The sequence below is a fragment of the Nostoc sp. genome (assembly GCF_036917635.1).
GTDB lineage: Bacteria > Cyanobacteriota > Cyanobacteriia > Cyanobacteriales > Nostocaceae > Nostoc.
This window is the reverse complement of the sequence record NZ_JBALCW010000067.1, coordinates 82,631-97,321: the sequence shown is the minus strand read 5'-3', so window position 1 is coordinate 97,321 and position 14,691 is coordinate 82,631. Positions and strand designations below refer to the sequence as shown.

At 44.6% G+C, this 14,691-nt stretch carries 11 protein-coding genes and 1 pseudogene; 5 read left to right on the top strand and 7 right to left on the bottom strand.

Going from position 1 to position 14,691, the window contains the following annotated elements:
* Positions 1-38: 38 nt before the first annotated feature.
* From V7K32_RS16835 to V7K32_RS16820, 4 genes and pseudogenes are all read right to left on the bottom strand, one after another.
* Positions 39-335: a hypothetical protein gene (locus tag V7K32_RS16835; protein ID WP_334994975.1), complete on the bottom strand. Its 297-nt coding sequence runs from the start codon at positions 333-335 to the stop codon at positions 39-41.
* Positions 336-471: 136 nt separating this feature from the next.
* Positions 472-1,596, bottom strand: a complete 1,125-nt coding sequence (gene bchI / locus V7K32_RS16830) for a magnesium chelatase ATPase subunit I (protein WP_334994974.1) — start codon at positions 1,594-1,596, stop codon at positions 472-474.
* Positions 1,597-1,663: 67 nt separating this feature from the next.
* A pseudogene (locus V7K32_RS16825) lies at positions 1,664-1,931 on the bottom strand (RNA-dependent DNA polymerase); the annotation flags it as partial.
* Positions 1,932-2,640: 709 nt separating this feature from the next.
* Positions 2,641-3,378 carry a Ycf66 family protein gene (locus V7K32_RS16820; RefSeq protein WP_334994973.1) on the bottom strand — a complete coding sequence of 246 codons (738 nt, stop codon included), beginning with the start codon at positions 3,376-3,378 and terminating at the stop codon, positions 2,641-2,643.
* 266 nt (positions 3,379-3,644) lie between these two features.
* Between V7K32_RS16820 and gndA the strand changes: the two genes are divergently transcribed.
* From gndA to V7K32_RS16800, 4 genes are all read left to right on the top strand, one after another.
* The gene (gene gndA / locus V7K32_RS16815) at positions 3,645-5,078 is read left to right on the top strand and encodes an NADP-dependent phosphogluconate dehydrogenase (protein WP_334994972.1); all 1,434 of its coding nucleotides are present in this window, start codon (positions 3,645-3,647) and stop codon (positions 5,076-5,078) included.
* A gap of 324 nt (positions 5,079-5,402) precedes the next feature.
* Positions 5,403-6,122, top strand: a complete 720-nt coding sequence (locus V7K32_RS16810; protein ID WP_334994971.1) for an AraC family transcriptional regulator — start codon at positions 5,403-5,405, stop codon at positions 6,120-6,122.
* Between the two features lie 101 nt (positions 6,123-6,223).
* Positions 6,224-7,129, top strand: a complete 906-nt coding sequence (locus V7K32_RS16805; RefSeq protein WP_334994970.1) for an SDR family oxidoreductase — start codon at positions 6,224-6,226, stop codon at positions 7,127-7,129.
* Between the two features lie 59 nt (positions 7,130-7,188).
* A complete protein-coding gene (locus tag V7K32_RS16800; protein ID WP_334994969.1) occupies positions 7,189-8,229 on the top strand; it encodes an aldo/keto reductase in 1,041 nt (346 codons plus the stop codon).
* 116 nt (positions 8,230-8,345) lie between these two features.
* Here the strand turns inward: V7K32_RS16800 and V7K32_RS16795 are convergent, their stop codons facing one another.
* Both V7K32_RS16795 and cax read right to left on the bottom strand, forming a co-directional pair.
* Positions 8,346-9,551, bottom strand: a complete 1,206-nt coding sequence (locus tag V7K32_RS16795) for a serine/threonine-protein kinase (RefSeq protein WP_334994968.1) — start codon at positions 9,549-9,551, stop codon at positions 8,346-8,348.
* A gap of 304 nt (positions 9,552-9,855) precedes the next feature.
* Positions 9,856-10,950 (bottom strand): calcium/proton exchanger, encoded by a 1,095-nt coding sequence (gene cax / locus V7K32_RS16790; RefSeq protein WP_334994967.1) that lies wholly within the window; start codon positions 10,948-10,950, stop codon positions 9,856-9,858.
* Positions 10,951-11,567: 617 nt separating this feature from the next.
* Between cax and V7K32_RS16785 the strand changes: the two genes are divergently transcribed.
* On the top strand, positions 11,568-14,279 hold the full coding sequence (locus V7K32_RS16785) for a DUF3536 domain-containing protein (protein WP_334994966.1): 2,712 nt from the start codon (positions 11,568-11,570) through the stop codon (positions 14,277-14,279).
* 156 nt (positions 14,280-14,435) lie between these two features.
* On the opposite strand, the gene V7K32_RS16780 is transcribed toward V7K32_RS16785, so the two are convergent.
* The gene (locus V7K32_RS16780) at positions 14,436-14,681 is read right to left on the bottom strand and encodes a hypothetical protein (RefSeq protein WP_334994965.1); all 246 of its coding nucleotides are present in this window, start codon (positions 14,679-14,681) and stop codon (positions 14,436-14,438) included.
* Between the last annotated feature and the right edge of the window lie 10 nt (positions 14,682-14,691).

The window sequence follows — 14,691 nt, the reverse complement described above, 5'->3', positions numbered from 1 at the left end:
TTTAATTAATTATTTTGCTCATAACTCATAACTAAATTTTATAGAGTGTACATTAAATCAGCAAAACCATAGAGGCTGATGATGAGTAATAGCGATGCTGTTAGTTGGGTAATTCGCCTCTGGGGTGAGGGGGCGATCGCTTCTCGCACTAAGATAGAAATAGATGCCCCAACTACTAAGCTCAAGCCTAAGATTAAATAGGGTCTATCGGGTAAAATACTGGCTATTGCCAACATAGCGATCGCTAATAAGAGCATCAATAATTCTACAAACCTGGGCGGGTTGTATTGGCTAGATAGAACAAAGCTGTTAAACCAAAAAGACCAAAATCTCATAATCAGTGTTTATTTAAAAGTTATGAGTTATGAGTTATGAGTTATGTAGTCAGTGCTGAATGAGGAATTAAAATTGTGAGTCATGAAGCAGCTTTGCATTCAAAACTCCTCACTCCTAAATCCTCACTCCTAACTTTTAGCTCCTAGCTCCTAACTTTTGACCTGTGCCGTTTTTTTGTGCAATATCACTTTCTGGTAGTTCAACCCCAAAGACGCGGCTAAAAACTTTGGCGACTTTGTAGCCAGAATCAATCGATTCTAAGGGGTCTTTCCGCAGCCTGTGACGCAAGCATAGCGTAATTACGCGGTGGATATCATCAACTGTAACTTCTGTACGTCCTTCATAAGCTGTTAAGGCTTTGGCGGCGCGGTTACTAACAATGTCACCCCGTAAACCATCTACATCAAGTTCAGAACAGACTTCAGAAATTTTTACCCGTAGTTCATAGTCAATTTTGACTTCTGGCAAAAGCTGTTGAGCATTGACAATTTGCTCTTGCAGTGCTTCTTGCTGGGGTTTGTAATTTTCGAGAAATCCTGGAGGATTTTGGTCAAAATCAGCCCGTTGTTCTACGATTTGCACCCGCAAGGTTGGTTCTTTTACGGTGTGAATTTCTGCGTGCATCCCAAAGCGATCGAGCAATTGCGGGCGTAGTTCGCCTTCTTCTGGGTTTCCAGAACCCACAAGAACGAAACGCGCAGGGTGACGAATAGAAATACCTTCTCGTTCTACAGTGTTCCATCCACTCGCGGCGGAATCTAGTAGCACGTCTACGAGGTGGTCATCTAGTAAGTTGACTTCATCCACATAGAGAATGCCTCGGTTGGCCTTTGCCAGCAGTCCCGGTTCAAAAGCTTTGACACCTTCAGATAAAGCTTTCTCAATATCGATTGTGCCACAAACTCGGTCTTCTGTGGCTCCTAGCGGTAGGTCTACCATTTGGACTTTTTTGTGAGCTACAGGAATTTGGTCCCCTTGTTCTAACATTTGGCGGACTTCATCGCTCATCAAGTCGGGGTCGCTAGGATCGCTACTGAAAGGGTCATTGGCAACCACAGAAATTTCTGGCAGCAGATCCGCTAGCGCCCGGATAGTTGTGGATTTTCCGGTGCCGCGATCGCCCATGATCATTACACCACCAATTTTGGGGTCAATCACGTTCAATAGCAACGCCAGTTTCATTTCTTCCTGGCCCACAATTGCCGTAAAAGGAAATACCACGCGACGCGCACTTGCCGTGGATTGAGCAGTTGGACTCACTAAATTACCTTAACAATATTTTTCTTATTACAGTTCTCTATTGTGACACAGGTGGGGTGTGAGGGAATGTGGAACGAGCAAATTTTGTAAAGCGACGTAAAGCGCGATGAGAGCCAAAACCAACACAATTTGCGTAGGAATCACTAATAAATGTCCCTTCAAAATATAGGAGCAATTACTTTACAGAGAGCATGATGCACAACGATGTCACGATCGGGAGCGGCTGAAATCATTCGCGGTTTGGGTTCAAAAATTTGAAATGTGGTGTAGTTCCCAGGAGAGTATGTTTTTGACTGTAATTCTTGTTGCAGTTGAAATAACTCTTGCTCTAGATTTCTGATGGTACTGCGATCGCTGCATAAAATCGACATGGTAATTTTAATTGCAATCAAACAACTTCAAGCTTGACTCCAATCTTGCAATAGTGCTTCAATTCTACCGAAATGACGCTGATTATGAGTAATCATAACTAGATTATTAGCGATGTCTTACGACAAGCCGCTTTGCGTCTACGCAACCCCAACAATGAGCAAGTCAATATCGTCGATGGGAATCCCTTGGAGGCGCAAGTCTGCGTAGATATCTGCCGATAGGGTGACTGATTGTTCAGTAAGAGGCAGCGGTAGCGTTGTGGCTGTTAGTTTCTGAGCTAAGGGCTTGTGTAAAAATAACCTGAACAATTTTCATGTGAAAGCTATATTTAGCAACCTATTCCAAATCAAATTTGTACAACTTATTTTTACATGCTGCCTTAGTCGAAATCCGTGAATCATCTCATAGAGTTGTGCTAACTTAGCATCTGGGATTTGCTGCACTTATTGTAAGACTTTAACTCTCCATTCAGAATGGTTGATTAGCTAATCTCTCCTGATTTCCCAATCAAATAGACATCTCCAGAAATTAAATTAAATATGTGTTATCCAGAACCCTTGTAGAGACGTAGCACTGCTACGTCTCTACATTCATTTTCGGAGATGTCTAATGCAGAACATGGAAATAGTGAAACCCAAAATCATATCAGGTTAACGTTGGGTTTCACTAAATTCAACTAGCTTGATTAGGCGGTGTTGCTTCCGGTGGCGTTTGGGCCGGGGGAGCGAGTACCGCATCGGGAGCAATTTCTTCTACAGCAATCGGTTGCTTATCCTCAATTTCAAAATCTGGTTGCGCTGCTTCCACCAATTCAGGAGATGGGGGATGTGGTGGAATCGCTTTCGGTACACTCTCGATTTTTGCTTCGGTGTCAGTAGTAACTGTCTCCTCTACTGGTTGTTCTGGTATGGTAGTAGTTTTGTCGATAATCTCAACAGCAGGTTTCTTTGCTGGTACAGAGGTAATGCCTTCAGGTTTGGGGGTTGTGGGTGTTTTTTTACTCCCAGTCTGTTGCACTTTATCTTTCACGCCACTGAAGGTGCTACCAAGACCTTTTTGCAACTGGCCCAGCCGTTCCTGAAGGGAGAACTTATTTACCTGTTCCTGAATGCCAGTTTTCACCGTCTCAGCACTGGGTACTTGGGTTTGCTGTGGCTGGGGAGTCAATTGGCGACGTAATGATAGAGTTTGCCAGCCAAACCAGACCAAAAGAGCCACACTAGCTACATGACCCAGTAATAAACCCCCAGTAATGCGTGGTGCAAATACCCATAAAACTAAGGCGTAGAAAAGTCCTACACCACTCCAGATAAAGTCATTCTTGCGGTGGATTTCTGGAAAAAAGAAAGCTGCTATGTAAATAGCTAAACTACCAAAACCGACCACCAAAGCTAGGACAAATGCCAGCATTATTTGGTTACTCCTTTCATTATTGGGGATTGGGGATTGGGTATTGGGTACTAGGAAAGAATTTCTCACTCCCCAGTCCCCAATCCCTTAATTAACAATTTTGCAAGTCAATTGTTGATTTAGATACAAATTAAAATTAATTATCCCTGTTAGTTGTGGATTTTTGTCATTTATATCAAGTCTTAAGGTCTTCTTTAGGGGAGAAGGGAAAATATCGGACTACCCTTAAAGTAAAAGGATCTGCAAGAGTTAGCCAGAAATTTTTTATGACACTACAAAGCTTTGGTGTGATTGGATTAGCCGTTATGGGTGAGAACATCGCTCTAAACGTGGAGCGCAATGGCTTCCCAATTGCAGTTTACAACCGCTCCCGAGAAAAAACGGATGCGTTTATGGCGCAGCGTGCGCCAGGAAGGAACGTCAAAGCCGCCTTTACTCTGGAAGAATTCGTTGCCTTATTGGAACGTCCCCGCAAAATTCTAGTAATGGTGCAAGCTGGTAAGCCAGTGGATGCGGTGATTGCTCAACTCAAACCCTTGTTAGACGAAGGCGATATCATTATCGACGGTGGCAACTCTTGGTTTGAAGATACGGAACGACGCACTCAGGAATTAGAACCCGCTGGGCTTCGGTATCTTGGTATGGGTGTCAGTGGCGGTGAAGAAGGGGCGCTGAATGGACCCTCGCTGATGCCTGGAGGTACAACAAGCTCTTACGAGTTTCTATCACCAATTTTCAACAAAATTGCTGCCCAAGTCGATGATGGCCCTTGTGTAACCTATATTGGCCCTGGTGGTTCTGGCCACTATGTCAAAATGGTACACAACGGCATTGAGTACGGCGATATGCAGCTAATTGCTGAAGCCTACGACTTGCTGAAAAATGTCGCTGGATTAAACCCTAGTCAGCTACATGACGTGTTTGCTGAATGGAACACTACCGATGAACTCGATTCATTTTTGATTGAGATTACGAAGAATATCTTCCCATATATTGACCCAGAAACAAATAAACCCCTGGTGGATTTGATTGTTGATGCAGCAGGTCAAAAGGGAACTGGACGCTGGACTGTGCAAACTGCATTGGAATTGGGAGTTGCTATTCCCACAATTACAGCAGCAGTTAATGCCCGGATTATATCTTCGATTAAAGATGAGCGCGTTGCAGCATCGAAAGTCCTTACAGGCCCCAGTGGCAAGTATGACGGGCAAACCAAAGACTTTATCAACAAAGTCCGCGATGCTCTCTATTGCTCAAAAATCTGTTCTTATGCTCAAGGGATGGCCTTGCTATCCACAGCTTCAAAAACATATAACTGGAATTTGGATCTGGGCGAAATGGCGCGGATTTGGAAAGGTGGTTGTATTATTCGCGCTCGCTTTTTGAACAAGATTAAGAAGGCTTTTAGCGAAAATCCAGCTTTGCCTAACTTGCTGTTAGCTCCCGAATTTAAGCAGACAATTCTCGACAGACAGACTGCTTGGCGGGAAGTGATTGCGACAGCTGCAACAGTAGGAATTCCAGTACCCGCATTTAGTGCATCCTTGGATTATTTTGACAGCTATCGCCGCGATCGCCTACCTCAAAACTTGACTCAAGCACAACGCGATTACTTCGGCGCACATACCTACCTGCGTCTTGATAAGCCTGGAAGTTTCCATACCGAATGGGTACCAATTGATGAGGCTAAGAAAAAATAGGCTTTCACGCCTCTAAATTCTCAGTTTATTTACGTGTGACTCTAGATACTAGGGTCACTTTTTTTAACAAATTACAGAAGACACAGGACGATACTGCTCGCTTAAGGAAAATATAGAGGGCTACGCTTTGTTAAAATCGCTATTGGCAGATGAAGCGACTAAATGTAGCCTAAAATTGAGCAGGAATGATGACCTATGGAACCGATCGGTATCCCTCATCACCAAGACTATCTGAAAGCGATTTGGGACGGCATCACGGTTGAGTACATGCGCTCGAACGAAACCGGCGACTATGATGCCACGTTTCCAAAACAGACGATAGGAGTGGCACTGGCTCCTCAAGAGCGGGTGGTGTGGCGTGTGGATGGAGGCTCTAGCCAGACAACACCCTTGATGCCCGGAAGCGTTTTTCTTTACTCATCAAGCGAATTTATCTGGTCATATCGTGAGGGCAATAGTGAATGTGTACATCTGACCCTCAATCCTCATTTGCTAAACCGAGTGGCAGCAGAGTCTTCAACCTCGAAGGGTGTAGAAATTGAATACCAGGTCTTATTTGCAGATCCAACGATTCTGCACATAGCACACCTGTTTAAATCCGAGCTACTCAACGGTGGACTGGCTGGACAACTGTTAACTGAGTCGCTGACAAATGTACTGGCGGTACATCTGCTGCGAAATTACAGTGGATTGATGACGCAGCCCAAGCTGGAAGCAGGGACATTAGACGGGCTGATGCTGAAACAGCTCAAAGATTTTATTGAAGAGAACCTGGCTGAAGACTTGACGATTGCTAGACTAGCAACGGTCGCGCATGTCAGTCCATTTCACTTTGCCCGTGAGTTTAAGGCGGCTACAGGTCAAGCACCGCATCGCTATGTGATTCAGCAACGAATCGAGCGGGCAAAACTGCTGCTCTCGGTAACGCGGCTTTCAGTATCAGAGGTAGCCTATCGAGTCGGCTTCTCGAATCAAAGTCACTTCACGGCGCAATTCCGCAAAGCCACAGGCACCACTCCGAAAGCCTATCGCGATCGGTTTTGAACGAATCAGCAAGATTTTGATAAAGCGCAGCAAGAATTGGTCGTGCTTTGTCAAACCTATTTCTTTAACCTGACATTAGCAACAGATTAGGAGAAACCCAAATGGCTCGTAAGACAAACCCAATCAATCGCCGCAGACTCATTTTAGGTGGTGGCACGATCGCTGGAATGACAGCGTTCGCAACTGTCACTCCCAAGGCTCAAGCCAATACTCAACAACCGTTGGTTTCCACAATCGAAACTAGTTCTAACGGCAGGTTTGCAGACAAAATCCTGCTGATTACGGGAGCCACTTCAGGCATTGGCGAAGCCACCGCGAGAGCGTTCGCTAAAGAAAGGGCGATCGTGCATTTCTGTGGTCGGCGAGAGGCGCTTGGAGAACAAGTTGCTCAAAGCATTAGATCGACAGGTGGACAAACCACTTATCAAAGAGCTGATGTCCGCAATGAGCAGGATATGCGATCGCTAGTTGAAACTTGTGTTGCAAAATATGGTCGCATCGATATCGCCTTTAACAATGCAGGTATTGAAAGTAAGCCTCTCACGGTTGCCGAGCAATCTCTAGAGGGTTGGATGAACGTCATGACAACGAATGCAACAGGGACATTTCTATCCATGAAATATGAAATCCCAGTCATGCTCAAACAGGGAAATGGCGTGATTATCAATAACGCATCTGTTTCAGGGCATGTTGGTTTTGCCACGATCGCGCCCTACAGCGCCAGCAAACACGCTATTATGTCTCTGACTAAAGTTGCCGCTTTAGAGTATGCGAACAAGAATATTCGGATTAATTCGATATCTCCGGGTGCCGTCGATACGCCTATGCTGCGACGTGCTTTAGCTGCTTGGAAAACTGACTTTGAAACGGTTGCTCAAGAATATCCAATTAAGCGCATTGTTCAGGTAGATGAAATTGCAAAAACCGTTTTGTGGTTAAGTTCTGCTGATCCCACTTGTATTATTGGTACCGATATCGATGTCACAGGCGGTTATCTCACCAAATAACTCAAACTTTTCAACAACCAATCTCTTATTTGCGAACTTATTAACCAGGAATATGCACTATGCAATACACAACATTGGGGCACACAGGTTTAGTCGTCTCGCGGCTGGCGTTTGGGGCAATGACCTTTGGGGAAGGACAACTCGTACCGGGCGTGACGAACAACATTGATCAGTCGATCGCCGATCAAATGGTCGATCGAGCTTTAGATGCAGGTATCAATCTCTTTGATACGGCGGATGCCTATACTAATGGACAATCAGAGATCATCTTGGGTAAAGCATTAAGTGATCGCCGCAATCAAGCCATAATTGCTACTAAAGTTGGATTTCGCACTGGCAATGCTATTACCGACACTGGGCTTTCCTATCGCCATATTCTTGCCTCTGCGGAAGCTAGCCTGAAGCGGTTAGATACTGACTACATCGACTTCTACCAAATCCACATTCCCGATCCGCTAACTCCACCCGAAGAAACTGTGCGAGCTTTAGATGATTTGGTACAACGCGGATTGGTGCGCTATGTGGGCTTCTGTAACCTCCCCGCCTGGAAAGCAGCTCGCTGGTTAGGGATTCAGGAACGGCAGGGCTATGCCCGATTTGTGGGAGCGCAGATGTACTATTCGCTACTGGGGCGGGATCTGGAGCATGAAATTGTACCGTTTGTCGAAGAGACAGGCATGGGGGTGTTGGTCTGGAGTCCGCTAGCAGGTGGTTTCTTAAGCGGAAAATATACCCGCGAGAATCCTACTCCTGCAGGAGCAAGGCTCAACGAGTTTAAGATTCCCCCGATTAATGTTGAGCAGGGCTATGAAGTCGTTGATATGCTGAAGCAGATTGCCCAAAATCACAGTGCAACTCCAGCACAGGTGGCGATCGCCTGGATGCTGACCAAACCTTTCGTTTCTTCAATCATCATCGGCGCAAATAAGATACAGCATTTAGATGATAACTTGGGTGCTGTAAAACTGAAGCTATCTGCTTTTGAACTTGACCAGTTAGAGATATTAACCAAGCCGCAACCTCTTTACCCTGGTTGGATGCAGACAATGGGCTGGGATGCCAAAGTTAAAGCCGGACTGGATTCTGAATCAGGCAGTTAAATTCACCCTGATTGTAGTGCAATCATTTATATGCAGCAGATCATAAAAATTCTGCCTCACCAATTATGCAGACGGCAAGCGGTAGAATCAGTTTACAACTAACAACTAACAACTGACTATTGATTTGGCGTATTATTCTTCCCAAGATATTTGGCTTTCAGCTCCTCTAATTCTTCGTCTATTACACTTTTACTTTCAGGTTGAGGTGTGGGGTTTTGTGGCTGTATTTTATTTGGTTGAGGTTTGCTGCTACCCAAAAATTGAGTTTTCATTTCTTCTAATTCTTGGTCAATTTGACTAGGAGATTTCGAGACAAAAGCGGCTGGAGAATTGGGTGGTGATTGAGGGATGATTTTTGGCGCTATAGCTGGTGTGGCTGCTACTTGCAACTGTTGATTTAAGTCTTTGATAACTTCGTCTACTGTTTGATAACGCCGAATTGGAATGCTTTCTAGCATCTTGTTGAGAATGCGACTCAACTGATTACTGACGGGAGTTTGCAAGTATTGCTGCCAAACCCATGTACCATCATTGGTATTGTATGAATCGAAGGGCGATCGCTGAGTTAATAAATTAATACAAGTAGCACCCAAGCTGTAAATATCGCTGGCAAAAATAGCCCTACCTCTCATTTGTTCAGGTGCAACATATTCTGGACTACCAATACTTGTACCAGTTTTATTTAAGGCAGTGCCAATGGCAGATTTAGCAGCACCAAAATCTACTAAAACTAGATCCCCCCAACCCCCCTTATTAAGGGGGGCAATATTTTCTTCCCCCTTTTTCAAGGGGGGACTGAGGGGGGATCGACGAATAATATTTTCTGGCTTAATATCGCGGTGAATTACGTGTCTAGCGTGACAAAATTTTAATACTGATAATAAATCGTTTAATAGTTGCCAGATTTGCGTTTCATTGAAAGCACCCCTATGTGCTAATTCCTGGGCTAAGTTTTGCCCGTCGATAAATTCTTGTACAAGATACTGCCGGTCTTCTTGGGTAAAATATGCCAGTAGTTCGGGAATTTGAGGATGTTTGCCCAATTCATCTAACTGCACAGCTTCTTGGTTAAATAACTCTACGGCTTTGGCAAGTGTGTTAGTGCCTTGGGCTTGGGGATAAAATTGCTTAATTACGCAGCGTGGTTTTGAGGGTTTATCCTCATCCACAGCTAAGAAGGTTTTGCCAAAACCACCTTGTCCGATTGGTTTGATAGCACGGTAACGTTCTTTGAGGAGTAACTTAGAACCGCAAGTCCGGCAAAATTTGACATCATGAGGATTTTCCGGCTTGGGACAATGGGGATTAAGGCAGTAGCTCATATAGGCGATCGCTCTTATATCTCTTTATTTTACTGGCGTTGAGGGTGGAGACTTCCGCAAATGGGTTAAACTATGAGCGATGTCTACGATGGTCACTGAGCTTGCCGTACCACAACTCTTGGAGACGCTTTGCTCCCCGTGGAAGCAAGCTAGCAAGAGTGTCTCGAAGAGTTGTGCGGGCTATTCGGCGTCGCACTACTAACTACTACAGCGCCGCCAAAATCAAGCTACCATTTTAAAACTTGCAAAAGCCTTGATATACAAAACTTTTGAATGCGTTAATGCGTGACTTCTGCCTTGCTGATTACATCCCCATACCTTCCCCAACTGGATGGAAGTAGAAGGCGAACCCCAACACTGTATAAGCAGCTAATAATAAAGTGCCTTCGAGCCAATTGGATTTACCATCAGAACTAATACTATTTGCAATCAACACTGACACAACCACAGCTACTAATTCAAAGGGTTTAAAATCCAAATCCATTGGTTTACCCAATATCCGCCCTGCTATTACCAACACGGGCGCGACAAATAGGGCAATCTGCATACTTGATCCCACAGCTACCGAAAGGGAAAGATCCATTTTATCTTTCATGGCCACGGTGACTGCTGTAGCATGTTCAGCCGCATTACCAACGATGGGAACCAAAATTACACCTGTAAATAGTGCCGTCAAACCTAGCTGAGATGTGGCCACTTCCAGAGAATCCACTAGCATTTCTGATTCAATTGCCACTAGCAAGGTACATACTAGCAACACACCTACCCACAACATCATATTAGGTTTTACGTGAGGGGTTTCCTCTTCTTCTGTCTCCGCTACACCCACATCATATAAATAGGAGTGGGTTTTCATCGAAAATAGCAGCGTTAGGGCGTAAACCAGGATTAATACTACAGCAACAGCAATAGAAAGATTTTGCAGTGTTTCTTCGTTAATTCCTTGAGAGGTATAATTCATTGCCGTTGGCATTAAAATGGCAATCACCGCCAAATTCATCGAAGCAGCATTCACCCGCGCCACAATTGGCTGAAATGTCTGTTCTTTGTAACGCAGTCCCCCCAAAAGCATGGAAAAACCCATCACCAGTAGTAAGTTGCTAATAATCGATCCCGTGATACTAGCTTTGACTACATCTATTAACCCAGCGTTCAGTGCTACTAGGGCGATGATTAGTTCTGTAGCATTGCCAAAGGTGGCGTTTAACAAGCCCCCCAATGATGGCCCCACTACGACAGCAATTTCTTCTGTGGCTGTACCCATCCAAGCTGCTAAGGGCAGAATTGCTAATCCAGCTGTAATGAAAACTATCAATTCTCCCCACTCCAGAAAGTGGGCTGCTAGGGAAACTGGGATAAATAGTAATAAAACGAAAAGAATAATGTTTTTGGTTGACATTTGTTCTTTTGGGTTGAAGGTATCATTCACAGCGAGCAATCCTAAATTTTAAATTTGGAGTGTTGAATTAAAAATTACTTTCACTCATCACTCCGATATGGTACTCTCAACCGTCTGTAGAGCAATTCAGAAATTGTACTGTTTTCAGTTCACTGCTGTGTATGTAAAATAAGATTGCGATATAAGGAGTTTTTGTAATCTTTTGTTGCAAAAGTATGAATTTAAGTCAAAATTTTACACCCAAAATGGGGTTTAATATATTAAAAGACAATTAAAATTTTGATTAGCGCCCAAAAAGAGAAAACCCCTAACTGAGGCTTTGTTCAATAGACATCTCCGAGAATGAATGTAGAGACGCGAAATTTCGCGTCTCTACAAGGGTTTTAGGTTACGCATATTTAATTTCTGGAGATGTCTAATGGCTAATTACTTTAAGCCTTCAGAAAAAGGGCTGTGCGATAAGGCAGATTTCCCACTACAATAAAACAGCTTTATCAAAATTTGCTGGGATTTCATAGTTGTTATTTATACCGGATTTTGTGTTCCAACTATTGTAGAAAGGTTTACGCACAATGTTTTCGGTGCAACTGCAAGTTTTTTGTTTTGGATAAATATACATGACTTCTGCTGACCAAATGCCAGCTAGTGGCTCAACGTTAACATTACATTCAGATCCCAATAACACCAAAGAAACCGATCCCCTGAGAAAGGCGAATGGTGTTTATGTGACGGTGCATGGTCATTTTTACCAGCCACCAAGGGAAAACCCTTATCTGGACGCAATTGAACGCCAAGCGAGCGCTGCACCTTTCCATGACTGGAATGAGCGGATTCATTGGGAGTGCTATCGTCCAAATGCCTTTGCCAGAGTCTTAAATGACCAAGGCGAAGTGGTGGGGATCGTCAACAATTATGAGTATTTTAGTTTTAATATTGGGCCAACGCTGATGTCGTGGCTAGAACGCTACGATGTGGAGGTTTATCAGCGAATTTTAGAGGCGGATGCCAAGAGTAGCGATCGCTTGGATGGTCATGGGAATGCGATCGCGCAGGTATACAATCACATCATCATGCCTCTGGCGAACGAACGCGACAAATATACCCAAATTCGCTGGGGTAAAGAAGACTTCCGCTCCCGCTTTGGCCGCGATCCCGAAGGGATGTGGCTAGCAGAAACTGCTGTAGACTACCCCACCCTAGAAGCTCTTGTTGCTGAGGGTATTCGCTTCATTGTCCTTGCACCGTCTCAAGCCCTGCGTTGCCGTCCCCTCCCCACTGAAGATCATCCCGATCCTGAATGGATCGAAGTCGGCGGTAGTCAGATTGATTCTACCCGTCCCTATCGTTGTTATTTGCAGCCCACACTCTTACCTTCATCTTCACCTCTGAGTGCGATCAATGAGGGCAATGGGGATACTAACCACTCCCTCCCATACATTGATATTTTCTTCTACGATGGCCCTATATCACGAGACATGGGTTTTAGTGATGTCGTTTATAATTCCAGTCACTTTGCTGGACGGATTGGTTCAGCGGTGCGTGGGGATCATCGTCTGGCACAGTTGATTTCTGTGGCGACAGATGGAGAAACCTTCGGACATCACAAAAAGGGAACTGAGAAAACTTTAGCCTACGCCTTTACCAAAGAGTTTCCTCAACAGGGTTGGACAGTAACGAACTTCGCCCACTACCTCAGCTTAAATCCTCCTGGTTGGGAAGTGGAATTAAAGTCAGTCACAGCCTGGAGTTGCGCCCACGGTGTCGGCAGATGGGAAGATGACTGTGGTTGCGGTGGGGAAGGCTCAGTTTGGCATCAGAAATGGCGTCGTCCCTTGCGGGATTCCCTAAATTGGCTGCGGGATCAGCTAACTGAGGTGTATGTAGAACATGGTAAACAGTTATTTCGCGATCCCTGGCTAGCACGAGATGAATATATCCAAGTATTGCGCGATCGCTCTGCTACCAATGTGAACCGTTTCCTCGCCCGTCATCAAACCCACAAACTAACCGCAGCCGAACAAGTAGACGCTTTGCGCTTGCTAGAAATGCAGCGTCACGCTTTGTTGATGTTCACTAGTTGCGGTTGGTTTTTTGAAGAAATTTCCCGTCCAGAGGGGACACAAATTCTGCGCTACGCCGCCCGTGCTTTGGAATTGGCAGGGGATGTAGCTGGTGTGCAGTTGGAAAAAGGCTTCGTCAAACGTCTTGGTTTAGCCCCCAGTAATGTAGATCAGTTCAAACACGGTGCGGAAATTTATCGGCAACTCGTATTAACTGCCCAACTTGGATTTAAGCAAGTAGCAGCCCATTACGCCATTACTTCCCTATTTACCAATCAGAAACCAGCAGAGGCGCACAATTCCTTACCTAGAAAAGATGCTGCTGATAAACAGTCTCAGCGATACCACAAAAAGGTTTATTGCTATGCAGCCAATGAGTTAGATTACCAAATGCAACGCATGGGATCGCTAACTCTGGCTATAGGAAATTTAAAGCTGGTATCAGAGATTACTTGGGAAAGTGAGCATTTGGTGTTTGCAGTTCTGCATTTGGGAGGCTGGGATTTCCACTGCTGCATTCAACAATTTACTGGGCGGCGTAACTACAGCCAATTAAAAGAAAAGCTGTTTGGGGCGCTAAAACAAGCGAGTGCGGCTCATACTATCTTGGTGATGACACAGCTATTTGGCGAAGAAGCTTTCAGTTTACAGAATCTATTTGCTGAAGAACGCCACCGAATTATGCGGCTGCTTAGTGAGGAAACACTGTCACGTTTAGGACAGTTGTATACCCAAGCGTACCGTGATAATTATGGTGTGCTGATGGCGTTTCATCGAGATGAAATAGCAGTACCGCAAGAATTACAGGTTGCAGCAGATATTGCTTTAGGGCATCGCTGTTTGATGACATTACGATCGCTTGAGCAAGATATCGCTGATCCCCAAAAGAGTTGGAATCACATCTTAGAATTGGAGGCGATCGCTACTGAAGCAAAACATCTGCGTTGTCGGCTGAATATTCCCGACGGTAAGCAGATGTTAGAACAATTAATTGCGCGATCGCTCTGGCAATTGTTGCACGACGCCAATGGTAGTTTTAATGCAGATATCCAACTGTTGGAGAGATTGATTGATGTCGGGGATCAACTAAATATTGATGTTTCCCTACAGCGATCGCAGGAACTATACTTTAGTTGTCTGCAAAGTCAGATAGCGCCGGTGTGTATAACTAGCTTTGGTAATGAAGCAGATAATCAGTGTCTTCAGTTGCTCAAGTTGGGCAAAAAGTTAGCCGTTGATGTCAGCGCGATCTCAAATCAGTTGGCATAAATGTAGTGGCAAGCAGTACATTGGTGTCAACTTCAGCCATAATAAGCAGTTTGTAGTGGGGACTGAAGTCCCCCAAGACAGGACTAAAGTCCTTACTACGAACGAACATTTTTATTCAGCTTGATTTACCAGACAAGTGTTTAACTAAACTTGATATTACTTAACGTGGGAGCGATCGCAATGGTAGGGATAAAGCCACTCACACTTGAAGAGTCCGTGGGTATGTTTCTCAAAAAAGGTTCCTGCATGGCGCCCAGGTGATATATCGATCCCAGCTTTAGTTTTAATCTCATATAACCACGGAAAGCCTACTACTAAAACAGCTATGACAGCGAAGAGGTAGAGAATTGTAGTTTTAATATTGAGGAATCTTAGGGAATTGCTATTGTGATTTTGTGGCATAAGTAGGTAG

Bases quoted from the DNA above. Each gene is read 5' to 3' on its own strand.
- gndA (WP_334994972.1), top strand. From the start codon at position 3,645: ATGACACTACAAAGCTTTGGTGTGATTGGATTAGCCGTTATGGGTGAG.
- V7K32_RS16800 (WP_334994969.1), top strand. From the start codon at position 7,189: ATGCAATACACAACATTGGGGCACACAGGTTTAGTCGTCTCGCGGCTG.
- V7K32_RS16835 (WP_334994975.1), bottom strand. From the start codon at position 335: ATGAGATTTTGGTCTTTTTGGTTTAACAGCTTTGTTCTATCTAGCCAA.
- cax (WP_334994967.1), bottom strand. From the start codon at position 10,950: ATGTCAACCAAAAACATTATTCTTTTCGTTTTATTACTATTTATCCCA.
- V7K32_RS16785 (WP_334994966.1), top strand. From the start codon at position 11,568: ATGACTTCTGCTGACCAAATGCCAGCTAGTGGCTCAACGTTAACATTA.
- V7K32_RS16780 (WP_334994965.1), bottom strand. From the start codon at position 14,681: ATGCCACAAAATCACAATAGCAATTCCCTAAGATTCCTCAATATTAAA.
- V7K32_RS16805 (WP_334994970.1), top strand. From the start codon at position 6,224: ATGGCTCGTAAGACAAACCCAATCAATCGCCGCAGACTCATTTTAGGT.
- V7K32_RS16820 (WP_334994973.1), bottom strand. From the start codon at position 3,378: ATGCTGGCATTTGTCCTAGCTTTGGTGGTCGGTTTTGGTAGTTTAGCT.
- V7K32_RS16795 (WP_334994968.1), bottom strand. From the start codon at position 9,551: ATGAGCTACTGCCTTAATCCCCATTGTCCCAAGCCGGAAAATCCTCAT.